Source organism: Pseudomonas sp. P42, from assembly GCF_017973755.1.
Taxonomy (GTDB): domain Bacteria; phylum Pseudomonadota; class Gammaproteobacteria; order Pseudomonadales; family Pseudomonadaceae; genus Aquipseudomonas; species Aquipseudomonas iridis.
Genome location: NZ_JACOPU010000004.1, coordinates 601,783 through 628,314, shown reverse-complemented (window position 1 = coordinate 628,314; position 26,532 = coordinate 601,783). Strand labels below are relative to the sequence as shown.

General features: G+C 61.5%; 17 protein-coding genes and 3 pseudogenes. 11 read left to right on the top strand and 9 right to left on the bottom strand.

The window, feature by feature from the left end; genetic code table 11:
* Nucleotides 1-158: 158 nt before the first annotated feature.
* The 3 genes from H8B20_RS16045 to H8B20_RS16035 form a co-directional block, all read right to left on the bottom strand.
* Nucleotides 159-971 (bottom strand): alpha/beta fold hydrolase, encoded by an 813-nt coding sequence (locus H8B20_RS16045; protein ID WP_042560092.1) that lies wholly within the window; start codon nucleotides 969-971, stop codon nucleotides 159-161.
* A gap of 199 nt (nucleotides 972-1,170) precedes the next feature.
* Nucleotides 1,171-1,527, bottom strand: coding sequence for a 6-carboxytetrahydropterin synthase QueD (gene queD / locus H8B20_RS16040; RefSeq protein WP_003223505.1), 357 nt, complete (start codon nucleotides 1,525-1,527; stop codon nucleotides 1,171-1,173).
* Nucleotides 1,528-1,612: 85 nt separating this feature from the next.
* Nucleotides 1,613-2,692, bottom strand: a complete 1,080-nt coding sequence (locus tag H8B20_RS16035; protein WP_047300665.1) for a patatin-like phospholipase family protein — start codon at nucleotides 2,690-2,692, stop codon at nucleotides 1,613-1,615.
* A 180-nt stretch (nucleotides 2,693-2,872) separates the two neighbouring features.
* Between H8B20_RS16035 and H8B20_RS16030 the strand changes: the two genes are divergently transcribed.
* The 4 genes from H8B20_RS16030 to H8B20_RS16015 are packed head-to-tail and all read left to right on the top strand — an operon-like array spanning nucleotide 2,873 to nucleotide 5,474.
* Nucleotides 2,873-3,181 carry a PepSY domain-containing protein gene (locus tag H8B20_RS16030; RefSeq protein ID WP_150592424.1) on the top strand — a complete coding sequence of 103 codons (309 nt, stop codon included), beginning with the start codon at nucleotides 2,873-2,875 and terminating at the stop codon, nucleotides 3,179-3,181.
* Nucleotides 3,181-3,492 carry a PepSY domain-containing protein gene (locus tag H8B20_RS16025; RefSeq protein ID WP_210623823.1) on the top strand — a complete coding sequence of 104 codons (312 nt, stop codon included), beginning with the start codon at nucleotides 3,181-3,183 and terminating at the stop codon, nucleotides 3,490-3,492. Before H8B20_RS16030 ends, H8B20_RS16025 begins: the two co-directional genes overlap by 1 nt.
* A gap of 3 nt (nucleotides 3,493-3,495) precedes the next feature.
* On the top strand, nucleotides 3,496-4,164 hold the full coding sequence (locus tag H8B20_RS16020; protein ID WP_042560088.1) for a response regulator transcription factor: 669 nt from the start codon (nucleotides 3,496-3,498) through the stop codon (nucleotides 4,162-4,164).
* Nucleotides 4,161-5,474 (top strand): sensor histidine kinase, encoded by a 1,314-nt coding sequence (locus H8B20_RS16015; RefSeq protein ID WP_210623822.1) that lies wholly within the window; start codon nucleotides 4,161-4,163, stop codon nucleotides 5,472-5,474. Before H8B20_RS16020 ends, H8B20_RS16015 begins: the two co-directional genes overlap by 4 nt.
* A 172-nt stretch (nucleotides 5,475-5,646) precedes the next feature.
* Here the strand turns inward: H8B20_RS16015 and H8B20_RS28320 are convergent.
* Together H8B20_RS28320 and H8B20_RS28315 are read right to left on the bottom strand one after the other, a co-directional pair.
* Nucleotides 5,647-6,240, bottom strand: a pseudogene (locus H8B20_RS28320) (methyl-accepting chemotaxis protein); the annotation flags it as partial.
* 264 nt (nucleotides 6,241-6,504) lie between these two features.
* Nucleotides 6,505-7,473: pseudogene (locus H8B20_RS28315) on the bottom strand (PDC sensor domain-containing protein); the annotation flags it as partial.
* Nucleotides 7,474-8,050: 577 nt separating this feature from the next.
* Here H8B20_RS28315 and H8B20_RS16005 point away from each other — a divergent pair.
* From H8B20_RS16005 to H8B20_RS28305, 3 genes and pseudogenes are all read left to right on the top strand, one after another.
* Nucleotides 8,051-9,367, top strand: coding sequence for a Na+/H+ antiporter family protein (locus tag H8B20_RS16005; RefSeq protein WP_042560084.1), 1,317 nt, complete (start codon nucleotides 8,051-8,053; stop codon nucleotides 9,365-9,367).
* Between the two features lie 33 nt (nucleotides 9,368-9,400).
* Nucleotides 9,401-10,384: pseudogene (locus H8B20_RS28310) on the top strand (cache domain-containing protein); the annotation flags it as partial.
* A gap of 36 nt (nucleotides 10,385-10,420) precedes the next feature.
* Entirely contained in the window at nucleotides 10,421-11,242 is an 822-nt protein-coding gene (locus tag H8B20_RS28305) for a methyl-accepting chemotaxis protein (RefSeq protein WP_395593806.1), read from the top strand.
* A 114-nt stretch (nucleotides 11,243-11,356) separates the two neighbouring features.
* Here the strand turns inward: H8B20_RS28305 and H8B20_RS15995 are convergent, their stop codons facing one another.
* Complete coding sequence (locus H8B20_RS15995; RefSeq protein ID WP_210623820.1) at nucleotides 11,357-12,292, bottom strand: LysR family transcriptional regulator; 936 nt, start codon at nucleotides 12,290-12,292, stop codon at nucleotides 11,357-11,359.
* Between the two features lie 111 nt (nucleotides 12,293-12,403).
* Here H8B20_RS15995 and H8B20_RS15990 point away from each other — a divergent pair, with 111 nt between their 5' ends.
* From H8B20_RS15990 to H8B20_RS15980, 3 genes are all read left to right on the top strand, one after another.
* Nucleotides 12,404-12,889, top strand: a complete 486-nt coding sequence (locus H8B20_RS15990; protein WP_042560081.1) for a DMT family transporter — start codon at nucleotides 12,404-12,406, stop codon at nucleotides 12,887-12,889.
* A 3-nt stretch (nucleotides 12,890-12,892) separates the two neighbouring features.
* A complete protein-coding gene (locus H8B20_RS15985) occupies nucleotides 12,893-13,348 on the top strand; it encodes a DMT family transporter (RefSeq protein WP_042560080.1) in 456 nt (151 codons plus the stop codon).
* Between the two features lie 323 nt (nucleotides 13,349-13,671).
* On the top strand, nucleotides 13,672-13,839 hold the full coding sequence (locus H8B20_RS15980) for a metallothionein (protein ID WP_080896040.1): 168 nt from the start codon (nucleotides 13,672-13,674) through the stop codon (nucleotides 13,837-13,839).
* 24 nt (nucleotides 13,840-13,863) lie between these two features.
* Here the strand turns inward: H8B20_RS15980 and H8B20_RS15975 are convergent, their stop codons facing one another.
* From H8B20_RS15975 to H8B20_RS15965, 3 genes are all read right to left on the bottom strand, one after another.
* A complete protein-coding gene (locus H8B20_RS15975; protein WP_210623819.1) occupies nucleotides 13,864-14,136 on the bottom strand; it encodes a hypothetical protein in 273 nt (90 codons plus the stop codon).
* 39 nt (nucleotides 14,137-14,175) lie between these two features.
* Complete coding sequence (locus H8B20_RS15970) at nucleotides 14,176-14,403, bottom strand: DUF6555 family protein (RefSeq protein ID WP_034154602.1); 228 nt, start codon at nucleotides 14,401-14,403, stop codon at nucleotides 14,176-14,178.
* Nucleotides 14,404-14,535: 132 nt separating this feature from the next.
* A complete protein-coding gene (locus H8B20_RS15965) occupies nucleotides 14,536-15,492 on the bottom strand; it encodes a nucleoside-specific channel-forming protein Tsx (protein ID WP_210623818.1) in 957 nt (318 codons plus the stop codon).
* 439 nt (nucleotides 15,493-15,931) lie between these two features.
* Here H8B20_RS15965 and H8B20_RS15960 point away from each other — a divergent pair, with 439 nt between their 5' ends.
* Nucleotides 15,932-26,458, top strand: coding sequence for an autotransporter-associated beta strand repeat-containing protein (locus tag H8B20_RS15960; protein ID WP_210623817.1), 10,527 nt, complete (start codon nucleotides 15,932-15,934; stop codon nucleotides 26,456-26,458).
* Nucleotides 26,459-26,532: the final 74 nt, after the last annotated feature.

The window sequence follows — 26,532 nt, the reverse complement described above, 5'->3', positions numbered from 1 at the left end:
GTGAGGGCCAGCAGTCCAGCGCTCGCACAGTCTTGTGCTGACCCCATCCCGGAGCTGCCGCAGGCCGCGATCTTTTGATCCTGTTTTTGCGGATCAAGAGCAAAAGATCGCAGCCTGCGGCAGCTCCTAAAGAGGATGTTTGTGATCGTTTTGTGGGCTCAGAGAAACCGCAGGAGCGCGGCGACGATGGCTTCCGGGGCGTCTTCCTGGACGAGGTGGCCGGCGTTGGGGATTGGGTGGAATTGTGATCCCGGGATCATGTTGTGTAACGCTCGACCACGTTCGATGGGAATCCACTGATCTTCTTCACCCCAGAGAATCTGTACCGGGCAGCGGATGTTCGGGTACTGATTTTCAGCGTCACGGGTATAGCGCTCATCCATCTGCGCAATCTGCCGATAGAACGCCGCTTGGCCCGGATCGCCGAGCCAAGGCTGCACGTAGGGCGCCAATTCATCATCAGGAATCTCGCGGTGAATCGCCCCGCGAATGTAGGTCGGTACGATGGCGCGCTGAATGTAGTCGGGCAATCCGCTGAAAGCTGCTTCATGCAGGCGCACATGCTGCACAAACGGCGAACCCCAGGGCGTCAGCGCCACCGGATCGATCAGCGTCAGGCTGCGGTAGTCCTTGCCATCGAGCAGATGTGTGCGCAACGCGGTGGCGCCGCCGAAGTCATGGGCGACCACGTCGGGACGTTGGATATTCCAGTGATCAAGCAATTGCGCGAGGAGTTGGTTTTGTATGCCGAGGGACACATCCGCATCAGGTTGCTCGGAACGCCCGTAGCCGAGCAGGTCGAAATAATGCACCCGGTGCGTCGCGAAAAAATGCGGCGCAATGCGGTGCCATACGTAGGAAGAGAAGGGCGTGCCATGCACAAACACCAGCGGCGGGCCGTCGCCGCGCACGGCATGACGTACCTGTCGGCCATGGAAATCAAAGACCTGATCGAGCAGCCAGTCCGTCATGGATCTGTCCTCTTGGCGGGTTTGAGCCAAGAAGCATAGGCGTAAAAAAACAGCCATGGCGGCTGTTCTCTATTTCCCTGGATAAACACAAATCCCCTGTAGGAGCTGCCGCAGGCTGCGATCTTTTGACTTTCTTTGTCAGGACCAAGATCAAAAGATCGCAGCCTGCGGCAGCTCCTACAGGGGGATTTGTGTTGAATCATTCACCGCGATAAATGCAACCGCTGGTGCAAGTTTCATGAATGCGGATCGCGCTGAGTTCCGGCAGCAGTGGCTTCATTTCATTCCAGATGAATTTGGCCAATACTTCGCTGGTCGGGTTTTCCAGACCGGGGATATCGTTCAGGTAGTTGTGATCCAGACGCTCGTACAAAGGCTTGAAAATCGCCTTGATCTCGGAGAAGTCGCGGATCCAGCCGGTGTGCGGATCGAGGTCACCGCTGAGGTGAATCGCCACTTTGAACGAGTGACCGTGCAGACGCCCGCACTTGTGGCCGTCCGGGACGTGCGGCAGGCGGTGGGCGGATTCGAATGTAAATTCCTTGAAGATTTCCACAGTGTTTTCAGCTCTGTTCAGATGGCGTTCGCCGCAGCGATTCGGGCAGGCGGCGAGTTTACCAGCTTGTGTTTGGCCGTGCTGACTAAAGGGTCAGCAAGCGCTCGGCGAGGCGACCATTGGCAGCCAGTTCGAGAAACTCGTCGCCCAGTCGGCGGCTCTCGTCCATCGCCGCGTGCCAGTATTTTTGCCGGCTCGGTGCATCGCCCATGAAGCGCTTGAAGTCGTTGCGGTCGGGCAGTTTGCCGTAGGGCAGGCGCGCCAGGTATTCCTTCGAAGGCGCGAGCAACAGCACGTCCTGCAAGCGCTGCACCGAAGCACGGCGCCACGGCAACGTCTTGTCGAACCAGCCCGGAATCACCCGGTCGGTGAAGTGCGGATAGAGCACGATACCGTCGCCGCTGTAGGGCAGGTCGAGGTGATAGTCGAGCAGGCCACCGTCGCGAAACGTCCCGGCACCGGCGCCCGGCAAATCACGCACGCCTTCCATGACCATCGGGATCGACCCCGACGCCAGCAGCGCTTGACGCAGATTGCCGGCATTGAGCGCGACGAAGCGTGACGGAAAGTCATTCAACGCATTGACCGGCGGCGCCAGGCGCGGATCGTGGATGATCAACCGTTCGAAGTGCCGCGACAGCCGTGCGCGGCCTCGCAAGTTATCGGCAATCACGGAGCCCAGCGCCAGACCGAGACGACCACGATGATCATCGGCCAGACGCCCCTGGCTCTTCACCACCATGATGTTCAAGCGGTAATCAGCGTTGGTGAGGATGCTCGCATCGCGGCCGTCGAGCAGGTCGTTGAGCATGCGCTGCGAGCTCTGGCTGATCTCGGCCATGGTCACGCCTTTGTTGAAATTCTGCTCGGCGTAGAGCTGGCCGAGGCGACGGATGCCTTCGGCGGCGTCCGGCAGGCAGGCGCTGGCGAAGCGCCAGGAACCGACCGATGCCCCGATCAGCGAACGCTCGCGCGGCGCACTTGGCAGCCACTCACCGAACAACGCCAGATCCAGCCCCTGAATCCCCAGCGCCTTCGGCCCACCGGCCGCGCCGGGCAGGGTGCCGACGTCTGCAGCGTTCAGGCCTTGCGCACGAATGCGCGCCATGGCCCGTGGGCCAGCCTTGAGGGTGAGGGCGGGAAACTTGATGTGGATGGCAGTCATACCGGTCTCGATCGTTAGCAAGCTTGGAATTATAAGCACATGTTGCCAATCCCTGTAGGAGCTGCCGCAGGCTGCAGGGGAACGGGTTCTGCCGGCACAATGATGGCCATTCAGTTTCAGTTAAGTTCATCCCGTTAAGGTGCCCACCGTAGGCAACACATAAAAAATACGGAGATACCCATGAAAACCCTGACTGCCCTGTCCCTCGTCTCGATCATCGGCCTGACCACCAGCCTCGCCCATGCCCGCGATTTGGGCCCTGATGAGGCCCTGCGGCTGCGCGACGCTGGTACTATCGTCTCCTTCGAGAAGCTCAATGCCACGGCACTGGCCAAACACCCGGGTTCGACCATCACCGAAACCGAGCTGGAAGAGGAGTACGGCAAGTACATCTACCAGGTCGAACTGCGTGATCCTCAAGGGCTGAACTGGGATCTGGAATTAGACGCGGTCAGTGGGCAGGTTCTCAAGGATCATCAGGATACGTAATGAAGGTTAATGTTCGCGCCACCAGCCTCGCTGCGTTGGCGCTTGTGATGTTCTGGTCGTCGGCGATGGCTCGCGACCTCGATCAGGACGAGGCACTGAAGCTGCGTCAGCGCGGGGTGATCCTGCCGCTGGAGCAAGTGTTGCAGCAGGCCATGGATCGTTATCCCGGGGCAAAACTGCTGGAAGTCGAGCTGGAAGAAAAACACGACGTCTACATTTATGAAGTCGAGTTGCTGACGGCCGAGGGGGTGGCGCGCGAGCTGCACCTGAAGGCCGATACCGGTGAACTCGTGAAAGACAAGGAAGATTGACCGATGCGCTTGCTTCTGGTGGAAGACCACGTACCGCTGGCTGACGAGTTGATCGCCGGCCTGCAACGCCAAGGCTACGCGGTGGATTGGCTGGCGGACGGACGCGATGCGGTGTATCAGGGCAGCAGCGAGCCCTATGACCTGATCATCCTCGACCTCGGCCTGCCCGGTGTGCCGGGGCTTGAGGTGCTGGCGCAGTGGCGCGCGGGCGGGTTGGCGATCCCGGTGTTGATCCTCACGGCGCGCGACTCCTGGGCTGAACGTATCGAGGGCCTCAAGGCCGGCGCTGACGATTACCTGACCAAACCGTTCCACCCGGAAGAGCTGCACCTGCGGGTGCAGTCGCTGTTGCGTCGTTCCAAGGGGCAGGCCAATCAAACCACGCTCAAGGCTGCCGGCCTGCATCTGGACGAGGGCCGTCAGTGCGTGACGCGCGATGGTGCCGATATCCAGCTGACCGCCGCAGAATTCCGTCTGCTGCGCTATTTCATGCTGCACCCGGAGCAGATCCTTTCCAAAAGCCACCTCGCCGAACACCTCTACGACGGCGAGACCGAGCGTGACTCCAACGTCCTCGAAGTCCACGTCAATCACCTGCGCCGCAAACTGGGCAAAAGCGTCATTGAAACCCGTCGCGGTCAGGGTTACCTGTTCGGCGGGCAAGCTTCATGAGGTCGATCCAGCGCCGCTTGAGCCTGGGTTTGATCAGCGTGATGGTGGTGGTGGGGCTGGTGTTGGCACAAACCAGTCTGTGGTTGTTCGAAATGGGCTTGCAGCGCTACCTCGAAGCTGGATTGCGCAACGACAGCGAAAGCCTTTTGGTGGCGCTGGTGCGCGGCCCGCAGGGCTTGCAGCTGGATGAGCGCCACCTTTCGCCAGCCTATCAGCGGCCGTTTTCCGGACATTATTTCCGCATCGATTTTGCCGACAGCCACTGGCGCTCGCGCTCGTTGTGGGATCAGGATCTGCCGCTGCTCGAGCATCCGGGGCTGCACAGTAATCTGCAATTGGGCCCGGACGGCCAGAAACTGCTGGTGCTGCGTTCGGACTATCGCCGGTTGGGCCAGTCGATCTCCATCAGTGTCGCGCAGGATTACACGCCGGTGAGCGAGAGCTTCGAGCGCATGCGCCAGGTCGGCCTCGGTCTCGGTCTGGCCGGTTTGCTGCTGATTCTGTTGTTGCAACGCCTCACCGTGCGTCGCGCGCTGCGGCCGTTGGAAAAGGCGCGTGAGCAAATCGCTCAGTTGCAGCAGGGCCAGCGCTCGCAACTGGACGATCAAGTGCCGGTGGAGCTGGAGCCGTTGGTGGCGCAGATCAACCATTTGCTCGCGCACACCGAAGACAGCCTCAAGCGTTCGCGCAATGCGCTGGGCAATCTCGGCCACGCGCTGAAAACGCCGCTGGCGGTGTTGCTGAGCCTGGCGTCGAGCGAAAAACTCGACAGCCATCCCGAGCTGCGCAAGATCCTCAAGGAACAACTGGAACAGGTGCAGCAACGGCTCAATCGTGAACTCAATCGCGCGCGACTGTCCGGTGATGCGTTGCCCGGGGCGCTGTTTGATTGCGATGCCGAACTGCCGGGATTGCTGGCGACGCTGAACATGATCCACGGCGAGCACCTGGCGCTCAGTTATGTTGCGCCCAAAGGGCTGCAACTGCCGTGGGACCGTGAGGATTTGCTGGAGCTGCTCGGCAACCTGCTGGATAACGCCTGCAAGTGGGCGGATGCCGAGGTGCGTTTGAGCGTAGTCGAGAGCGCTGACGGTTTTGCCTTGAGCGTCGAGGATGATGGCCCGGGGATTCCTGCCGAACAACGCGCTCAGGTGTTCAGTCGCGGGACACGGCTTGATGAGCAGACTGACGGGCATGGCCTGGGGCTGGGGATTGTGCGCGATATCGTCGATACGTGGGGCGGGACGTTGGTGTTGGGCGAGAGTGAGTGGGGCGGGTTGAAGGTAGAGATTCAGCTGCCTCGGCGATAACCTGAACCCTTGCACAAACCCTATAGGAACTGCCGAAGGCTGCGATCTTTTGATCTTGATCTCTTAAAAACAAGATCAAAAGATCGCAGCCTTCGGCAGCTCCTACAGGGGGAGTGCGTTTCTGGGTGAACCGCTGTAGCTCGAACAAGCAAGCCGCAACAGGTTCTTCGAATCAGACGCGAAACTGATCCATCAAACTCTGCTGCTGATTCGCCAGGCTGTTCAGCGACTGGCTCACCCGCGCCGACTCGTTCGCTTGCCCGGACAGCGATTCAGTCACATCGCGAATCGTCGCCACGTTGTTGTTGATCTCTTCCGCCACCGCGCTCTGCTCTTCAGCGGCACTGGCAATCTGCAGGTTCATGTCGCTGATCACCGTCACCGCATCACCAATCTGACGCAGCGCCGTCACCGCTTGGCCCACCTGCTCGACACTGCCCTGCGCCTGACGATGGCTGTTACTCATCGAGCCGACCACATCCTGCGTGCCGCTCTGCAACTGTTCGATGACCTGACGGGTTTCCTCCACCGACTCCTGCGTGCGGCGGGCGAGGTTGCGGACTTCGTCGGCGACGACGGCAAAACCGCGTCCGGCTTCACCCGCACGAGCCGCTTCGATCGCGGCGTTGAGGGCCAGCAGGTTGGTTTGTTCGGCAATGGCGCGGATGGTTTCCAGCACCGCGCCGATTTTCTCACTGTTGGCGGCCAGGCCTTCGACTTGCACCATTGCCGCGCTCATGTCGGCGGCGAGGGTGTCGATGCTGGCGGTGGTGCGGTCGATCACGGTCAGGCCCTGACGGGTGGCACGATCAGCATCCTTGGCCGCTTCGGCCGCCTGAGCGGCACTGCGAGCCACGTCCTGCGCGGTGGCGCTCATTTCGTGGGACGCGGTCGCGACCTGATCGACCTGACGGTATTGCTGTTCCATGCCGGCGCTGGTCTGCGTAGCGATGGCCGAGGACTGGTCGGCGGTGTTACGCGCGTCCTGCACCGAGCGTTTCACTTCGGCGATGATCGGCTGCAACTTGTCGAGGAACTTGTTGAACCAACCGGCCAGTTGACCGAGTTCATCCTGCTTGTCATACGCCAGACGGCGGGTCAGATCGCCTTCGCCGCTGGCGATGTCTTCGAGCATGTGCGCCACGCCAAGGATGGGTCGGGTCACGCTGCGCGCCATCAGCCAGACCAGCAGCAGGCCAATCAACGCCGCCAGAACGCCGAGGCCCAACTCGATCAACGTGCCGGTGTTGTTGCTCGCATCCAGTTGCTGCTTGAGCGCTTCGGCGCGTTCCACCAGCACTTTTTCAGGGACATCCAGCAACACTGCCCACGACGGTCCGCCGGGAATCGGCTGGAACGGCGATAGCACTTTCAACTGGCCGTTGCTGTGCAGGCTGCTGACGTTGGTATTTGAAGCAAGTTGGCGCAGCAGTTCGGCGCCGCTGGTTTTATCCACGGCGTCCAGACGCTGGCTGAGTTTGCCGGCATCCGGGCTGTAACCGGCGAGCAGGCCGACCGGGCTGATGATGCTCACGGCGGTCTGGCCGTCGTAGAGTTTTTTGCTGGCGCTCTGGCTGATCGCTTGCAGGCTGTTGAGGTTGATGTCGACCGACAGCGAAGCGATGACTTTGCCGTTCACCATCAGCGGGAAAACGATGCTGGTCATCAGCACGTTCTGGCCGTCGATCACGTAGAAGTACGGTTCGATCACGCAGGGTTTGAGCGTGGCGCGCGGGCAGGTAAACCAGGCGTTGGCAGCCTGACCGCTGGGGCCGGTGCTGGTGTCGGCCATGTCGCTTTCCGGCAGGGCCATCGAGGTGATTTTGCCCGGTGTCGGCTGCGACCAGTACAGGGCGAAACGGCCCTTGTCGTTACTGCCCAGCTCGGCCTGGCCGGCAAACAGTTCATCCTTGCCGTCCAGCGCGTTGGCTTCGAACACCAGCGACAGACCGAGCAAATCCGGGTTGGCCTGCAACGCGGACTTGACCTGACGGGTCATGTCTTCGCGCAGGTCGAAGGCATCAAGGAAGCGCTTTTCGGCCTGCTCGCGCAGGAACAGCACCTGACGCGAGAAACCATGGCCGTATTGATAGGCGTCCATGAACTGCTGGCGAATGCCCGCCGCTTGCACTTCGCCCTGGGATTCGATGCGCGCCTGAGCCGATTCGGTGAGCATCTCCATGCTGGAGGCTTTCACCATTTCGGAGCTGTGCTCCATGCGATACAGCGAAAGACCCACCAACAGGGTCACGATACCGGCCAGGCAAAGCCCGGCGAGCAGGGTGATTTTCCATTGGATGGAAAGTTGTCTCAGCGACATGGACACGTCCTTATTCGATAAATATCTTAGACTTTGCACTGTAGCGGCCTGACAGCAACTTTCTTGAGCTTCCAGCCGCAAGCTGCAAGCGAAAAAACGCAAAAGCTTGCAGCTTGTTACTTGCAGCCTGTCGCGGCTTCATTCACAGTGCGCGCCCTTCTAATAAGACCCTCTTTGCAATCCGCCGGTTAACCTTTGGCGGGCTCATCCTGTCTGGCGGTCGGTTTTCCACCGCAGTGTTTTTTGAGGTAGTGAAATGAATGCAGTCATAGCGGCGGTTGGCATCATGCTGATTCTCAGCCTGTCCCGCGTGCACGTGGTGATCGCTTTGATCGTCGGCGCGCTGGTCGGCGGCCTGACCGGTGGTTTGGGCATCGATGCCACGCTAAAGGCGTTCAACAGCGGTTTGGGCGGCGGAGCGACGGTGGCGTTGTCCTACGCATTGCTCGGCGCTTTCGCCGTGGCGATTGCCAAGTCGGGCTTGGCCCATGCGCTGGCCGACAAGGCGCTGGCGATGGTCGACCGCCAGCACAGTACCGGTGGCGGCAACGTAAAATGGCTGCTGATCGGCTTGTTGTGGGTGGTGGCAATTGCCTCGCAGAACATCCTGCCGATCCACATTGCGTTCATTCCGTTGCTGGTGCCGCCGCTTCTTTATGTACTGACCAAGCTGCAACTCGACCGCCGCTTGATCGCCTGCGTCATGACGTTCGGTCTGATCACGCCGTACATGTTCCTGCCGGTGGGGTTCGGCAACATCTTCCTCAATGAAATCCTGCTGGCCAACGTTGCACGCAGCGGCGTCGACATCAGTGGCATTAATGTCACCCACGCCATGGGTATTCCGGCGTTGGGCATGGTGTTCGGTCTGGCGATGGCCTTCATCAGCTACCGCAAGCGGCGCGTGTACGACCTGGCGAAGATCGAGCAGGTCGAGCAAGCGGCGGTGCAGTACAACCCGCTGAGCCTGATGATTGCCGGTGTGGCGATTGCCGCAGCGTTCATCGTGCAGTTGCTGCTCGATTCTATGATTATCGGTGCGCTGGTGGGCTTCCTGATCTTCTCGGTGTCTGGCATCGTCAAATGGCGCGACACCGATGATCTGTTCACTGAAGGCATGAAGATGATGGCGATGATCGGCTTCATCATGATCGCCGCCTCGGGTTTCGCCGAAGTGATGAAGGCCACCGGGCAGATACAGACCCTGGTCGAGTCGTCGGCGTCGTTGATCAATCACAGCAAGGGCGTGGGCGTGCTGTTGATGCTGCTGGTCGGGTTGCTGGTGACCATGGGCATCGGATCGTCGTTTTCCACGGTGCCGATTCTGGCGGCGATTTTCGTCCCGCTGTGCGTGCAACTGGGCTTCAGCCCGTTGGCCATCGTCTGCATTGTCGGCACTGCCGGTGCGCTGGGCGACGCCGGTTCACCTGCCTCGGACTCGACCCTGGGCCCGACCTCCGGCCTGAACATCGACGGCCAGCATCACCATATCTGGGACACCGTGGTGCCGACGTTCCTGCACTACAACCTGCCTTTGCTGGCGTTCGGCTGGGTGGCCGCGATGGTGTTGTAACCGCTGAACCCTGTGGGAGCGGGCTTGCCCGCGATGGCTTCGACACATTCAACAATTATGTGGCAGACACACCGCTATCGCGGGCAAGCCCGCTCCCACAGGGTGATGAGGTGTCTGCTGACTCAACTTTTGACCTGGCGTGCCGTTAAAGCCTTTAACCACGCCAATAAAACCAAAAGAGTGAGCCCCCCAATGCGTCTGAGCCTCAAGGCTAAAGTCCTCTCCCTTGCCGTCCTCCCGGTATTGCTCTTTGCGCTGGTCATCAGCCTGACCACGCTGTTCATTCTTCAGAAACAGGCGCGCGAAGAGGTCGAACAGACGCGCGAGCGCCTGCTCGGCGACGCCAAAGCCACTCTGCAAAGTTACGTCGCCGTGGCCATGACCACGATCAAACCGTTGTACGACGCTGCCGCCCCCGGCGATGAAGCGGCGCGCGCGCAGGCGATCAAACTGCTGTCGGGGATTCGCTATGGCAAGGACGGCTACTTCTTCGGCTACGACTCCGAGACCGTGCGCCTGTTCAAGGCCAACGATCCCGAAGGCGTGGGCAAAAGCTTCAAGGACAACCGCGACCCGAACGGCGTTTACGTCAACCTCGGTCTGGTGAAAGTGGCGAAGGACGGCACGCATTACCTGCAATACAGCTCGCCGCTGCCGGGCAACGCAAAGGTGCTGGTGCCGAAACTCGGCTACACCGAATACCTGGCGAAGTGGGACATGGCGGTCGGTACCTCGGTCAACCTCGACGGCATCGAAGCGCAAGTGGCGCTGGTCGAAACGCAGGTGCAGGAACGCATGCAAGGCGTGGTGCTGAGCATCGTCGGCGTGGCGGTGGTGGTGCTGCTGGTGATTGCCGCGGTGGGGATGCTGCTGGCCAATACCATTTTGCGTCCGCTGACCCAGATGAAAGCCAACCTCGACGATATCGCGGCGGGTGAGGGTGACCTGACCCGCCGCTTGAACATCACCAGCCAGGACGAACTGGGTGAACTGGCCGGCTCGTTCAATCGCTTCGTCGACAAGATTCACGGCCTGGTGCGGCAGATCACCGAGATGACCACACAACTGACCGGGTTGGTGACGCAGGTGTCGGATCAGGCCCAGCGTTCGGATCAGGCGATGGAGCGTCAGCGCCACGAGACGGATCAGGTCGCCACGGCGATCAACGAAATGTCCGCCGCCGCCCAGGAAGTCGCCAAGAGCGCACAGAACGCCGCTGTCGCCGCCCAGCAGACCGATGAAGAAGGCCAGAGCGCCAAACGCGTGGTGGCGGGCAGCATCAAACAGATTCATGCGCTGGTCGATGACATCCGCAGCAGCGGCGTGTCGCTCGATAGCCTGCAACAGGACGTCAGTTCGATTGTCGGTGTGCTTGGGGTGATCCGTTCGATTGCCGAGCAAACCAACCTGCTGGCACTGAACGCGGCAATTGAAGCGGCGCGGGCCGGTGAGGCCGGGCGTGGCTTTGCAGTGGTGGCGGATGAGGTGCGTGCGTTGGCCAGTCGTACGCAGATCAGCACTCAGGAAATTCAGGCGATGATCGATCGCTTGCAGGCCGGCACGCAAGCGGCGGTCGAAGCGATGCGCCGCTCCAGCGAGGCGGGTGACGGTACATCGGCGCAGGCCAATCAGGCCGGGGCTTCGCTGGACGCGATGGCAGAATTGATCGCGACCATCAACTCGATGAACGCACAGATTGCCAGCGCTGCCGAGGAACAGACGGCGGTGGCCGAAGAGATCAACCGCAGCGTGCATCAGATTGCAGTGGCGGTAGATAGCGTGGCGGATGAAACGCAATTGGGGGCGCAGACGTCGCGCAGTCTGGCGGATCTTGGCCAGCGGTTGGGCAAACTGGTTGGGCAGTTCCGAATCTAGGAGCCGTACGCAAACCCCTGTAGGAGCTGCCGCAGGCTGCGATCTTTTGATCTTCTGAAAAGCAAAATCAAAAGATCGCAGCCTGCGGCAGCTCCTACAGGGATGGTGCAGTCCTCAAGGTCTGTCCCAATAAGGCACTTCGCCAAAACATTCGACAAAGAAATCAATCACCGTCCGTACCTTCACCGACAACCGCCGGCTCCCCGGCCACAGCACCGCGATCTGCTGCGGTTCCAGACTGTTCGACACCTGATACTCCCCAAGCACCGGCACCAGCGTGCCTTCGCGCACCGCTTCACCAATCAGCCATGACGGAAACATCACTAACCCCAGCCCCTGTTCGGCCGCCTGGGTGAGGGTGTCGGCGTGGTTGCCGGTGATCGGACCCCTCACCGAATAGGGCGTCCAGTCGCTTTGACCCTGACGGAAAAACCAACGCTGCTGGCCAGTCGCGCCTTTGTAGGCCAGACACTGATGGCGCGCAAGATCGTCGGGATGTTGCGGCGTGCCGTGACGTTTCAGGTAGGCCGGGCTGGCAGCGACCTGAAATCGGTGCGGCGCAATTATCCGCGCCTGCATGCTCGAATCGTGCAGCGGGCCGATGCGAAACAACAGGTCTGCCCCTTCCTGCAACGGGTCGATGTAATGGTCGGTTTGCTGGATGTCCAGTTGCAGCTTGGGATAACGCGCGCACAACTGACCGAGCCACGGCGTCAGATGCCGTTGACCAAACACCACCGGAGCGTTGATCCGCACAAGGCCGGTGGGTTCGCTTTGCTGTTCCTGCAAGGCTTGTTCGGCTTCTTCCAGTTGCACCAGCACCAGCCGCGCGTGGTGGCCGAGCATGCGTCCGGCTTCGGTCGGCGTCACCGCGCGCGTATGGCGATAGAGCAATTGCTGGTTCAGCGCTTGCTCCATCAACTGGATTTGCCGCGAGATGGAGGAGGGCGCCACGCCCTCGCGGCGGGCGACTTCGGAGAAGCTGCCGTGGTCGAGCACTGCGACAAACAGTCTGAGTGCCTTGAAACCGAGTTCATTGAGCCCGTGCATGGATCGTCCTGCTGTGCGAGTTACGCAAAAGTGTTGTCCGGATGCTCCCATTTATCGCACAGCGAAGCCAGCCGATAATCCGCGCCATCGTTTACTTGCACAGGTTTTGTTATGCAGACGTTGGATGAGGTGAGTGTTAGCGCGCCAGTGGCCAAGCCGTTGTTGCGATTGTTGTTGCTGCCGCTGGTGATTCTGGCGGGCATGGGTTTGTCAGTGGAAGCGGGCTTGCTCGGGCCGTTGGGGGTGCAGGTCGGGCATCTGTGGGCGACCTTGAGCATCTTTGGCGTCGGCTCGGCGATTCTGTTTTTGCTGTTGTTGTTCGCAGGCCCGCAAAAGGGCCCTGCGCTCACCGATCTGCCACGCTGGCAGTTGATCGGTGGGTTCCTGGGGCCGATGTATGTGGTGGTCTTGACGTTGGCGACGCCGCATATTGGTATTGCGATGACGATGATCGCAATTCTGTCCGGACAGGTCGGCAAGAGTGTCTTGATCGATCATTTTGGTTGGTTCGGGGCGACGCGCAAGAAGGTTAACGCTGAGCGCTGGCTGGCGTTGGGATTGATCGTGGTGGCATTGGTTTTGATTGCGCGGGGGTGAGTGATGAGTCTGATTATTTTGTTGGCAGTGGTGGTATTGGCCGGCGCGGTGTTGAGTGTGCAGGCGGCGATCAATGGGCGTTTGGGGGAAACCGTTGGTGTATTGCGCAGCAGTTTGCTGACGTTTGTGGTGGGCGCGGTGGTGACCGGGTTGTTGATTCTGTTTTTCGAGCCGGCGCAGGCGGTGAGTCTGCTGGATGTGCCAAAGTGGCAGTTGATGGGGGCGCTGTTTGGGGTGGTTTATATGATGGTGATGGTGGGCGCGGTGCCTGTAGTGGGGACGGCTGTGGCGACGGTAGCTGTCATTGTCGGACAGCTTGGGATGGGTATGTTGATTGATAATTTTGGCTGGTTGGGGAATCCGGCGATTGAGCTTTCCTCCAGTCGGGTTTTGGCGATGGTTTGTTTGGGGTTGGCTTTGGTTTTTATGTATCGCAGTAGTGTTCGTGGGGTTGATTGATTTACTGACTGAGTACATATCCGTTGCTGCGGCAACGGTTTCCTAGGGTTTCGTCCTTCATTGGAACGCAGCTTGCCCAGCACTCGCCCGAGGGAGAAAGGGCCGACTTTTGTGCTTTTTCAAACGTGGGTTCGACCCGGTATTTCACATCGGCGTAACCCTTCAGCTCACCTCGGTCAGTCCCCTCTCCCTCGGGGCGGTCCGACGTTTCGGGAGGGCTACAGTGAGGGCTTTTGATCTATTGCCCCCTTCTGCAGCTCCTACACTGTTGTTTACGGCTCGCATTCGAGCCTCAGACAACCACAACCCAAGGAGTCTGTCCCATGCCTGATAGAAAATGCGATTGTCCCGGATGTAAATGCACCATCAAAGACGGCGAGCATGCGTACGCTGTGCACGGTAAGCACTATTGCTGTGAGGCCTGCGCTCACCACCACAAGGGGGGCGAGGAATGTTCCAGCAAGGGCTGCCAGTGCGCGCATCCCAAGTAAACGTACACCTAAAAAAAGTGGAGCCTAATCAGGCTCCACTTCCAGTTTCAAGCTGTCGTCATCCAGCCGCTCTATATGCCGCACCGTGCCTTGCAAGCGTCGGCCTTCGACCGTGACCACGACGGTTTTCGCCTGGTCAAGATCTTCAGGTAGCGGCGCCGGCACCTTCAGCGCGAAGCGAAACGGATCATCCTCGACGGCTTCAAGCCCTACCGCACAATCAACACTTTTGGTGATACGCCCGAACAAGGTGTCCAGGCCGTAATCCAGATGTGCCGGGCTCATGAGGTGGGTCATTGTGCGTTCCCCCGAATGATGTCGATCACTGTGCGCAGCTTAGCTGGTCGGTCGCCAGACAACGTTTTCCACGCCGAATTTTTCCGCCATCGGTTTACTGGTCTTCTGCACCTTTTCCCGGCCGAAACGCGGGATCCGACCTACGCCTGCGTCGCAACTCGCCCAATGCCAAGCTTCGGCGTTGTCCATCTTGTCCGAGCGGATAATGAAGGACTTGGGCGTGCCGTGAAGGGTGTAGTCGATGACATAAAGTTTTGCGTTGTTCATAAAGCCCGTATTCCTCCCTGTGGTAATAGAAGGATCGCGGCGCACCGGGAAAATTCACTCGGATTGTCCGACGGTATCTACCCTGATCTGATGGGCGCTACCGATGGCTGCGATCCAATGATCATTTACAGGTCAGAACTGATACCCGATCCCCGCGTAATACCCCCAACCATTCGAACGCGCGCGGAAATTACCGTCGCCGAAATTCAGCTCGCTGCCATCCTCCCAGTTGCCGCCGTTATGGAAATAACGCCCGACCAGGGTGAAGCGCAAATGGGTGAACGCGTAGAGCAACACGTTGGTCGCCACCGTCGCGTTGGCGGTGCGTGCCGGGTTGTCCTTGTGGATGTCGGAGCCGAAATCGAAGTTGGTGAAGCCGATGTAGGTCAGCGAGGCGCCGTTGCTGAATTTGTCGATGGGGATGATGTACTTGAGCTGTGCACGGTAGCCGTCCCAGGAATACTCGTTGCTCGCACCGTAGTTTTCCCACTGGTAGCGCCCGTACAGGTTGGCCGACAGGTTGACCCGCGAATGGGTGTCGATGTCGGTGCCGAAACCGCTGTAGAGGGTGTTGGCGCGGTTTTCTTTGCGGCTGCCGTGGTCGTAGATCCAGTCGAAGGCCACATACCATTCCTTGAACGGGCCGATAGCCAGGCTGCGGCCGGCGAGGTAGTCGATGGAGATCCGCGGTTCGTGCTCCATGAACACTGGCGAACCGTGGTCCCATACGCCTTTGTCGTGGCTGTTGCCGATGTTGAAGATTTTCGGCACGTCGATGTAGCCGTATAGCTCGAACGGGCCCTTGCGCCCGAAGTATTCATATTCCAGGTAGATGTCGTCAGCCGGTTGCGGGCCGAAGCTGATGTCTTTGCTGCCGATCAGGGTCAGGTCCTGGTTGTACCAGTCCGACAGGTACGCGCCTTTTTTCGGCTGGCTGGCTTCGGGGCTGAGGGTTTCGCCCTGGGCGGACTCGGGCATGGCCGGTTGTGCAAATGCGCTTTGACTGAGAACTCCGGTAACGCCAGTCAGTAGCAAGGAAACAGCAAACGTGCGCGCGAGGGGCGCGCGAAGAAGGGAAGCGACGTGCATGCAAAGTCCTTTTTTTGCGGATCAAGGCCCGGAATCTGCGGGCCTGGCGGATGTGTGGCGAAAATGCCGTGATTGACGGCTCGCAAACGTTTGCATAAGCCGTACCAGTTTTCTTTCAGCGGCCATGCAGGAGCTGCAGCACGCTGCGATCCTTTGATCTTGGTGCTTGAAAGCAACATCAAAAGATCGCAGCGAGCCGCATCCCCTAGAGAGGGATGTGTTACAGCAAATTCCCTGTGTTCACAGGCTCAAAGCCCCGGTTTAGAGCACCTAGTATTAAAGTATTAATACCATTTAATCCGCACCCATCTCCAAGGCTCTACTAGCTTTGTCAGCAATCAACGGTTTTGTGATGACCGTCGCAGTCTTGATTGGCGTGCGAAACAGGCACGACTTCGCACGCCTTCAAGGAAGAATTGGCCACGACAAGGAGTAGCCTGTGCAAGTAAGGTCCGGTGTCGCCCTCGTTTCGCGTTTTTCCCCTCTTTCCCTTGCTGTGCATTTGAGCGTCGCCGGACTGTTGTTCGGCGCGGTGAGCACTCCGGCGCTGGCCACTTGCTCCACCGCGGGTTCCACAGTGACCTGTACCGGCGTGCCGAGCCTGCCGCTGTTTCTTAACAACTTCAGCAGCGCTACCAACGGCCTTACGGTCAACGTCAACAGCGGGGCGCAGATGAACGCGACCCTCGGCGGCCACGTGATGGACCTGACCGGGGTGAACATCAGCCTGAACAACTCCGGCACCCTCGACCCGGCACTGTTGGGGCTGGTGTCGGTGCTGAGCGGCGGCGCCTTCATCGGCACTGGCGCCACCAGCACGGTCAGCGTGCTCAACAATGCCAGCGGGATCATTCGCGGCACCGGCATGCTGCTCGGCCTCAACCTGACCAGCATCGATGGCTTGGGTGTCGCGGTGAACAACGCGGCGGCCGGTACCACTACCATCACCAACAACGGCACCATCACCTCGACCGGGCTTTCGGTGGGTGGCATCACCCTGGCCGATACCCCGGTAGTCGGCGTCTACGGCGGTTCGCAGGTCAACATGACCAACAGCAGCACCGGTGTCATTAACGGCCGGATCGCGTTCGAGACGTCGGCTGCGGGCAATACATTTACCAACGCCGGCGCAATTACCGGCGGCGTGTCGATGGGCGCAAGCAGCACCAACACGTTCACGGCGATTACCGGTTCTACGGTGCAGGTCGGTGACGGTGTTCAGGTCAGCGTCGGTCTCGGTGGCCTGATCGGCATCAACCTGACCTTCGCCCCGACCGGTACAGTCGATGGCGGCGCAGGCGGCACCAACAGCCTGATCCTGCAAAACCCGATCGGCGTCGGCGGCGGTACGACCGGGACTGGAACGGCGTCCAGCGCGACCTACGTCAACTTCAACAACCTGACCATCAACAGCGGCACCTGGACCTTGCAGGGGCCATTGGTCAGCGGCGCGACCACGCTCAACGGCGGTGTCGCCCAGTTCAACAACAACGCCACGTTTGGCAGCGGTGTCCTCACCTCCAACGGCGGGATCCTGCAGGCCAGCAATGCCGGCTTGAACGTCAGCAACCTGATCTCCCTCGGTGCCGGTGGCGTGACGGTGCAAGGCACCAACGCCACCACCCTCAGCGGGGTGATTTCCGGCAGCGGCGGCCTGACCAAAGTCGGTTCCGGGCAACTGAGCCTCAGCGCCGCCAACACGTACTTGGGCAACACCACACTCAACGGCGGCACCGTGCAGTTGGGCAACAACCTGGCGCTGAGCACTGGCACCCTCAACGTCACCGGCGCGACAACCCTGAGTGCCCCCGGCACGATCAGCCTGAACAACGCCGTCAGCCTCGGCGGCACATTGACGGCCGGCGGCACCGGCGCACTGACCCTCGGCGGGTTGATCTCCGGCAGCAGTGGTATCACCAAAACCGGCAGTGGCAGCCTGACCCTCAGCGGCGCCAACAGCGGTTACACCGGCACGACCACCCTGAGCGCCGGCAGTTTGCTGGTGACCAATAACAACTCGCTGGGCAGCGGCGCACTGAACACGGCTGCCGGTACCAGCCTCGACAGCACCGCCAACGTCTCGCTGGACAACAACATCGCCATGACTGGCGCGCTGAACGTGCTCGGCAGCAATGCCTTGACCCTGGGCGGCATTTTGTCCGGCACCGGCGCCATCACCAAAAGCGGCAGCGCCAGCCTGACGCTGACCGGCAACAACACCAACGCCGGCAACACCGCGCTCAACGCCGGCAGCCTGTTTGTCGGCAGCAACACCGCGCTCGGCACTGGCGCATTGAACGCGGCGGCCAACACCACGCTGGACGCGACCACGGCCGTGACGCTCGCCAATGCTGTAGCGCTGGCGGGAGGGCTGACCATCGGCGGCACGCAGGCATTGGGTCTGAGTGGCGTCGTCAGCGGCGCCGGCAACCTGATCAAGAACGGCACGGCGGACCTTGCCCTCAGCGGCAACAACACCTTCGCCGGCGGTACCGCGCTCAATGCCGGCACGCTGATTGTCGGCTCCAACACTGCGCTGGGTACGGGTGCCTTGACGACTGCGGCAGGCACCGCGCTTGATGCCAGCACCACGGTCGCATTAAACAACGCCGTTTCCCTGGGTGGCGATCTGGAATTCAGTGGCAGCGCTGACCTGACCCTCGGCGGTGTAGTCAGCGGCAGTGGCGGTCTGACCAAACGCGGGTTCACCAATCTGGTGCTCAACGGCGCCAACACCTACACCGGCGGTACCACGCTGGCGGCGGGCACCCTCACCGTTGGTAATGCTGCTGCATTGGGCACTGGCGCCTTGTCGGTCACCGATACGGCAACACTGGACAGCAACACCTCCGTCAACCTGACCAACAACGTCAACCTCAACAGCAGTGCCCTGACCCTCGGCGGCAGCAGTGGCCTGACCCTCTCCGGTGTGATCAACGGCGCCGGTCAGTTGCTCAAGAATGGCGCGGCCAACCTGACCCTCAGTGGCGCCAACACGTTCACTGGCGGTACCACGCTGAACGCCGGCAGTCTGACTGTCGGCAATGGCGCAGCACTCGGCACTGGCGCACTGACCGTGTCCGGGGCGGGCACCCTCAACAGCAGCTCGGCGGTGACGTTGAGCAACGCGATCACCCTCAACGCCAACCTCACCGCTGGCGGCGCCAACGCGCTGACCCTTGGCGGCGTAATCAGCGGCGGTAACGGCCTGATCAAGACCGGCGCCTCAAGCCTGACCCTCAACGGCAATAACACCTATACCGGCACCACCGCGCTGAACGCCGGATCGCTGATCGTCGGCTCCAACACGGCGCTCGGCACTGGTGCGCTGAACGCATCGAACGGCACCACGCTTGATGCCGGCACCGCAGCAACCCTGGCCAACGACGTCAACCTCGGCGGCACGTTGACTCTGGGCGGAACCAATGCGCTGACCCTCGGCGGCGTGGTCGCCGGTATCGGAGGGCTGGTCAAGAACGGCGCCGCCGACCTGACCCTCAACGGCGCCAACACCTATTTTGGCAACACCGCCCTGAACACCGGCAAACTGATCCTCGGCAGTAACAACGCGCTGGGCGCCGGCACATTGAACGCGGCGGCAGGCACTACGCTGGACGCCAATACCGCCGTGAGCCTGAACAACGCGGTGGCATTGGCCGGTGCCTTGAACATCGGCGGCACGGAGGATCTGACCCTGACCGGCCTGGTCAGCGGCGCTGGCAGCCTGGTGAAAGACGGCGCGGCCAATCTGATTCTCAACGCGGCCAATAATTTCCTCGGTGGCACGACCCTGAACGCCGGCACGCTGACCGTTGGCAACAGTTCGGCATTGGGCTCCGGCGCACTGACCGTCGCTGGCGCGGCAACACTGGACAGCAACTCGCCGCTGGTCAGCCTCAGCAACGGCGTCGCGCTCAACGCTGCACTGACCGTGGGGGGTACGCAAAACCTGACCCTTGGCGGCGTCACCAGCGGCACCGGCCAATTGATCAAGAATGGCGCGGCCAACCTGACCCTCAACGGCAACAACACCTTCAGCGGCGGTACGACTCTGAACGACGGCACCCTGACCCTGGGCAATGCCAACGGCTTGGGCAGCGGCGCGTTGATTGTTGGTGGCGCGGCGACCCTGGATAACAGCGCTTCCTTCGGCATCGGCAATGCGATCACGTTGAACGCCGGTCTGACCGTCGCGGGCAACAACGACCTGAGCCTCAACGGCATCATCGATGGCGCCGGCAACCTGACCAAAAACGGTCTGTCTGACCTGACCCTGGCCGGCAACAACACGTTCACCGGGGCGCTGAACATCGTCTCCGGCAGCGTCACCACGTTGAACAGCAATGCGCTGGGCAACACCGCAGGCGTGAATATCAGCGCTGGCGCCGGTTTGAATCTGGGCAGCGACGCCAGCCTCGGCGCGCTGACCGGCAGCGGCGACGTGCAGCTCACCGGCAGCAACACGCTGACCGTCGGCAGTGGCAACGTCACCAGTACGTTCGACGGCGGCCTCAGTGGCAGCGGTGGCCTGATCAAGGTCGGCACCGGCACTCTGAACCTCACCGGAATCAACGGCATCACCGGCGACACCGCGATCAACAGCGGCATCGTGAATCTCAGCGGTTCGCTGGCCAGCGCGCAGATCAACGTCAATACCGGCGGCACCCTGAGCGGTACCGGTTCGGCGCTCGGTACCGTCAACGTCAACAGCGGCGGTCATCTGGCGCTGTCCTCGGGCAATCAACTGTCCGCCGGTGCACTGACCCTCGCGGCCGGCAGCAATGTTGATGTGGCACTGGGGACACCGTCGACCGCGTCGTTGATGAATGTCGGCGGCAACCTCACCCTCGACGGTAATCTCAACGTCACTGACGCCGGCGGTTTCGGGGTCGGTGTGTATCGCTTGTTCAACTACACCGGTGCGTTGACCAATCTCGGTCTCGACGTTGCCGGCGTACCGGTCGGCTACGGCCTCGGCGACTTGATCGTGCAAACCGGTGTGGCCAACCAGATCAACATTCAAGTGTCGGCACCGAACGTGAGCATCCGTTATTGGGATGGCAGCCAGACCATTGCCAACGGCGTCGTCGACGGCGGCACCGGTACCTGGAATGCGGTCGGCACCAACTGGACCGATGCCAACGGTCTGGTCAATCAACCGTGGGCGGGCGACTTCGCGGTATTCCAGGGTACGGCGGGTACGGTGACGGTCAACGGCACGCAGGCGTTCACCGGCATGCAGTTCCTCACCGATGGCTACAACGTAGTGAATGGCACGGCGGGGCAACTGACTGCTGTCAACGGCACCGGGGGGACCACCGCGTTGCGCGTTGATCCAGGTGTGACCGCGACCATCGGCGTCAATATCGATGGCAGCGGCATCCTCAACAAACTCGATACCGGCACCCTGGTGCTCAACGGCGCCAACACTTACAGCGGCGGCACGCAACTGGACGGCGGCAAGATCATCGTTGGCAGCAACACCGCGCTGGGCAGCGGCACACTGACCGCCAACGCCGGCACGCAACTGGACAGCAATGCTGCGGTGACTCTCGGCAACGCAGCGACCCTTAATGGCAACCTCACCGTGGTCGGCAGCAATGCGCTGACGCTCAACGGCGTGATCGGCGGCACTGGCGGCCTGATCAAAACCGGTGCGGCCAACCTGACGCTCGGCGGCAACAATGCCTTCCTCGGGCCGGTGGCGCTGAATGCCGGCGGACTGATTCTGGCGTCGAACTCGGCGCTGGGCTCCGGCACCCTGAACGCGGCGGGCGGCACCACGCTCGATGCCGCCACCGGGGTTTCGGTGAATAACGCGGTCAATCTGGCGGGTAACCTTGTCATTGGCGGCACGGCAGACCTGACGCTTGCCGGCACGATCAATGGTGCGGGCAGCCTGAGCAAAACCGGCGCTGCCAACCTGACCCTGAGCGGCAACAACAACTTCCTTGGCGGCATCAACCTGGGCGCCGGTACCCTGACTGCCGGCAGCAACTCGGCGCTGGGTCTGGGCAACCTCACCGTGGCCGGCGCTTCGGCGCTGGACAGCACCAGTGCGCTGAGCCTGGGCAACAACATCGTGCTCAACGCCAACCTGAGCAACACCGGCAGCAACAACCTGACGCTCGCCGGTGTAGTCAGCGGCGCGGGTGGACTGATCAAGGACGGCGCGTCGAACCTGACCCTCAACGGCGTCAATACCTTCACCGGCGGCACTACCTTAAATGCCGGCACCCTAACTCTTGGCACCGCTGCAGCATTGGGCTCCGGCGCACTGACCGTGGCTGGCGCGTCGACCCTCGACAACAGCTCGCCGCTGGTGCTGGCGAACGACGTCAACGTCAATGCGAATCTGGCCTTGGCCGGTAACAACAACCTGACCCTGGGCGGCGTGGTTGCCGGGGCCGGAACCTTGAGCAAAAACGGCTTGGCCGACCTGACGTTGAGCGGCAACAACACGTTCAGCGGGACCTTCGATGTGCTGTCCGGCAGCCTCACCACCCTGAGCGGTGCAGCGCTGGGCAATGATGCGACGGTCAACCTCGGTGCTGGCGCAGCCCTCAACCTCGGCGCATCGGGCAGTCTCGCCAGCCTGACTGGTAGCGGCATTGCGCTGATCGGCACCGGCAACACGCTGAGCCTGGGCGGCAATAACGTCAGCAGCACGTTCGCTGGCATCCTCAGCGGTGACGGCGGGCTGACCAAACTCGGCACTGGCAGCCTGACCCTGAGCGGCATCAGCGACCTCACGGGCGATACCAACGTCAACGCGGGCACCTTGCAGGTCAACGGTTCGCTGGCCAGCGCCAATGTGTTGGTCAACAACGGCGGCACACTCGGCGGCAGCGGCACGTTGACCAGTGCGGTGACCGTGGCCGATGGCGGACATCTGGCGGGTGTCACCGGCAGCACCTTGTCGGTCGATTCCCTGGTGTTTGGCGGCAACTCCAACTTCGACGTCGGCCTCGGTACGCCGGTGTCGGGTGGCGGTAACGCGCTGGTCAATGTCGGCGGCAACCTGACCCTTGATGGCACACTCAATGTCAGCGACATCGGCGGTTTTGGCAGCGGCGTGTATCGCCTGATCAACTACACCGGTGGCCTGATCGACAACGGCATGCTCATCGGCAGCGTGCCGGGCAGCGTCTCAGTGGGCGATCTGCAACTGCAAACCGCGCAGGCCAATCAGCTCAACCTGCTGGTCACCGCGCCAGCCGCCACCGTGCAGTTCTGGGACGGTAGCCAACTGGTCGCCAACGGCACGGTCGACGGTGGCAACGGTACCTGGGGCACCGGGACCACGAACTGGACCGACGTCAACGGCACCACCCATCAGGGCTGGACCAGCAACTTCGCGGTGTTCCAGGGCGCGGCGGGCACGGTTACGGTCAACGGCGCGCAAACCATCACCGGCATGCAGTTCGTCACCGATGGCTACAGCCTGCAGAACGGCACGGCGGGATCGCTGAATCTGGTTAATGGTTCGCTCGGCAACGCCTCGGTTCGCGTCGATCCGAATGCAACGGCAACCGTCGGTGTAGCGCTCAACGGCGCAGGCACCCTCGGCAAATATGACACCGGCACCCTGGTGCTCAACGCTGCCAACGGCTACACCGGCGGCACCGCGCTCAATGGCGGTACGATTGTCGTCGGCAACAATGCGGCGCTCGGCACTGGTGTGTTAACTGCAGCGAACGGCACTGCGCTGGGCAGCAACACCGCTGTCAGCCTCGGCAATGATGTGGTGCTCAACGGAGGATTGAGCGTTGCCGGCTCCAACGCCTTGACCCTCGGTGGCGTCGTCAGCGGCAGCGGCAGTTTGATCAAAACCGGTGCTTCGAGCCTGACTCTCAATGGCAGCAATACTTACTCCGGTGGCACCCAACTGAGTGGCGGCACGCTGGTTCTCGGCAACAACAGCGCAATCAGCAGCGGTGCATTGAGTGTGCTCGGCAACGGCATGCTGGACAGCACCTCGGCGCTGCAACTGGCCAACGCCATCAACCTGGGCGCCGAGCTGACACTGGCCGGCAACCAGAACACCACGCTGATCGGCGCTGTCACCGGCACCGGCAGTCTGGTGAAAAACGGCAGCGGCGACCTGCTGCTCAGCGGCGCCAACACTTACAGCGGTGGCACTACGCTGAACGGCGGTAGCACTCGAGGCGACACCAGCAGCCTGCAAGGTGCAATCGCCAACAACGCGGCGCTGACCTTCGAGCAAAACGCCGACGGCAGCTACACCGGCAACCTCACCGGTACCGGCACGCTGAACAAAACCGGCAGCGGTCAGTTGCTGCTGACCGGCAACAACAGCTTCACCGGCAACACCTCTGTGCAGGCCGGCACCTTGACCGTCAACGGTGTGCTCAACAGCGCCAACGTCAACGTCGCCAGCGGTGCGCAAATTGGCGGTGGCGGTCAGTTGGGCGGTTCACTGCAACTGGCCGACGGCGCGACGCTGGCCGGTGGCAGCACGGCGACGCCGCTGTCGGTCGGTGCGTTGGCGTTGTCTTCGGGGACTGATCTGGACTTCAGCCTCGGGTCTGCCGCCAGCTCGACCACGGTGGTCAATGTCGCCGGCAACCTGATCCTCGACGGCACGCTGAACATCAGCAACGCCGGTGGTTTCGGCACAGGCGTTTATCAACTGTTCAGCTACGGCGGCAGCCTGACCGACAACGGTCTGGTCTACGGCAGCCTGCCGGTTGCGCAGGCCAACCTGACCTTGCAAACCGCCATTGCCAATCAGATCAATCTGCTGGTGCAAGACTCGCCGCGTGAAGTGCAGTTCTGGAACGGCGGCACCACCAATCCTGATGGCAGCATCGGTGGCGGCAGTGGTGTGTGGGGGCCGGGGACCAACTGGACTGATCCAAGCGGCACCCAGGCGTTGGCCTCCAACGGGCAGTTCGCTGTGTTTGGTGGTCAGGCCGGCATTGTCACCGTGTTGGGTAATCAGAACTTCACGGGTTTGCAGTTCCTCAGCAATGGCTACAGCCTGGCGCCTGGCGCTGGCGGTACGCTAACTCCGGTCAACGGCGCAGACGGTAGTCTCGCACCGGTGCGGGTGAATGCCGGCGGCAGCGCGGAAATCTCCACACCGCTGGTGGGCACGGGCGGCATCGAGAAGCTCGATTCCGGGACTCTGGTGTTGAGTGGTGCCAACACCTATAGCGGTGGCACCAAGGTCAGTGGCGGTACGCTGGTCGGTAACAGCACCAGTCTGCAAGGCAACATTCTCAACAATGCCTCGCTGTTTTTTGTGCAGAACCTGGACGGGCGATTCAGTGGTCGCCTCAGTGGTCTCGGCGCCATGGCCAAACGTGGCACCGGCACCTTGCTGTTGACCGGTGATAACCCGTTCAGCGGCACCGTAGCGGTCGATCAAGGCGTGCTGCAAGTCGGCAGCCGCGCTGCTCAGGCCTCGTTGGGAGGGCAAATCACTGTCGCCAGCGGCGCTGCGCTCAGCGGTAACGGCAGCGTCGGTTCGGTGGTCAACAATGGTCTGGTGCAATCCGGGGCCGAGGCGGGCACGTTGAGTGTCGCCGGCAACCTGACCAATGCTTCCAGCGGTGTGCTGGCGCTGACAGTCAGCTCGCCGACCGCTACACCGCTGGCGGTCGGCGGTACGGCTGCGCTGGGTGGCGGTCTGCAAGTCAACTCGCTTGCGCCGTTCACTGGCAACACCACGTATTCGCTGATCACGGCGGGCGGCGGTGTCACCGGTACCTTCAGCGCAGCGGATCTGCCGCAATACGCGTTCCTCGACTCGGCGCTGGTGTACGACGCCAACGCGGTAAACCTGGTGGTGAGCCGCAACGACAACTCGTTCGCCGACGTCGCCGCTACGGGCAACCAGCGCAACAGCGCTTCGGCGTTGTCGCGCAATGGTGCGGCCGGCGCGGCGTTGCAGGACGAAATCGTCAACCTCAGTGCGGCGGGTGCACGCAATGCCTTCGACAGCCTGTCTGGGGAGATTCATGCGAGTACCGCCAGTGCGATCCTCGAGGATTCGCGTTATGTGCGCGAAGCCGTCAACGACCGCATGCGCCAGCCTTCGTGCAGTGCGCCGGATGATCCACGCCGTGCCTTGGCGCCAAGCGACAACCAGTTGAGCAGCAACGGTTGCCACGGCGAGATGGTCGGCTGGGCGCGCGCACTTGGCGCCTGGGGTGAGTCGGATGGCGACAGCAACAGCGCCAAACTCGACCGCAACCTCAGCGGCTTCATGCTCGGCACCGACAAGCAACTCGATGACCAGTGGCGCCTGGGCATGGCCGCCGGTTACACCCGCAGCGACCTCGATGCGCATGATCGTCGCTCGGATGCCACGGTCGAAAGCTACCACCTGGCGGCATACCTCAACTCGCAGTTCGATGCTTTGGCAGTGCGCCTCGGCGCGGCTTACAGCTGGCACGACATCGAGACCAAGCGTGATGTCAGCGTCGGCACCTACAACGACCGTCTGGAGGCCAATTACGACGCTCGTAGCGCTCAGGTGTTCGGTGAAGTCGGTTACACAATGCAGGCTGCCGGCATTGCTCTGGAGCCGTTCGCCGGTCTGGCCTACGTCAACTACGACACCGACAAGGCCAAGGAAAAAGGCGGAGTAGGGCGTCTGAAGGCTGATGCCGAGCAGGACATCACCTTCTCCACCCTCGGCCTGCGCGCCGGCAAAGTCATCACCCTGGCCAACGGCGGGCAATTCACCCCGCGCGCGGCAGTGGGCTGGCGGCATGCCTTCGGCGACACCAAACCTGATGCCGACCTGACCTTCATCGACGGCGGCGCCTCGTTCAGCACCCAAGGCGTACCAATTGCCAAGGACAGCGCGATAGTCGAAGCAGGCGTGGACTTCCAGATCAGTCCGACCGGCAAACTGGGTATCGGCTACTCGGGGCAACTGTCGGATGACAACAACGATCATGCGATGACGATCAGCTTCAGCCTTGGCTTCTGATTTAGGGTCGAAGCACTTTTAACCGCCCGAAAGGGCGGTTTTTTTGCAGTGGCAGAAGATCGCAGCCTGCGGCA

Coding starts and splice junctions, on each gene's coding strand:
- H8B20_RS28305 (WP_395593806.1), top strand. CDS start 10,421: ATGACCACACAACTGACCGGGTTGGTGACGCAGGTGTCGGATCAGGCC.
- H8B20_RS15965 (WP_210623818.1), bottom strand. CDS start 15,492: ATGCACGTCGCTTCCCTTCTTCGCGCGCCCCTCGCGCGCACGTTTGCT.
- H8B20_RS15990 (WP_042560081.1), top strand. CDS start 12,404: ATGCAGACGTTGGATGAGGTGAGTGTTAGCGCGCCAGTGGCCAAGCCG.
- H8B20_RS15975 (WP_210623819.1), bottom strand. CDS start 14,136: ATGACCCACCTCATGAGCCCGGCACATCTGGATTACGGCCTGGACACC.
- H8B20_RS16005 (WP_042560084.1), top strand. CDS start 8,051: ATGAATGCAGTCATAGCGGCGGTTGGCATCATGCTGATTCTCAGCCTG.
- H8B20_RS16020 (WP_042560088.1), top strand. CDS start 3,496: ATGCGCTTGCTTCTGGTGGAAGACCACGTACCGCTGGCTGACGAGTTG.
- H8B20_RS15985 (WP_042560080.1), top strand. CDS start 12,893: ATGAGTCTGATTATTTTGTTGGCAGTGGTGGTATTGGCCGGCGCGGTG.
- H8B20_RS15980 (WP_080896040.1), top strand. CDS start 13,672: ATGCCTGATAGAAAATGCGATTGTCCCGGATGTAAATGCACCATCAAA.
- H8B20_RS16030 (WP_150592424.1), top strand. CDS start 2,873: ATGAAAACCCTGACTGCCCTGTCCCTCGTCTCGATCATCGGCCTGACC.
- H8B20_RS16035 (WP_047300665.1), bottom strand. CDS start 2,692: ATGACTGCCATCCACATCAAGTTTCCCGCCCTCACCCTCAAGGCTGGC.
- H8B20_RS15995 (WP_210623820.1), bottom strand. CDS start 12,292: ATGCACGGGCTCAATGAACTCGGTTTCAAGGCACTCAGACTGTTTGTC.
- H8B20_RS16045 (WP_042560092.1), bottom strand. CDS start 971: ATGACGGACTGGCTGCTCGATCAGGTCTTTGATTTCCATGGCCGACAG.
- H8B20_RS16015 (WP_210623822.1), top strand. CDS start 4,161: ATGAGGTCGATCCAGCGCCGCTTGAGCCTGGGTTTGATCAGCGTGATG.
- H8B20_RS16025 (WP_210623823.1), top strand. CDS start 3,181: ATGAAGGTTAATGTTCGCGCCACCAGCCTCGCTGCGTTGGCGCTTGTG.
- H8B20_RS15970 (WP_034154602.1), bottom strand. CDS start 14,403: ATGAACAACGCAAAACTTTATGTCATCGACTACACCCTTCACGGCACG.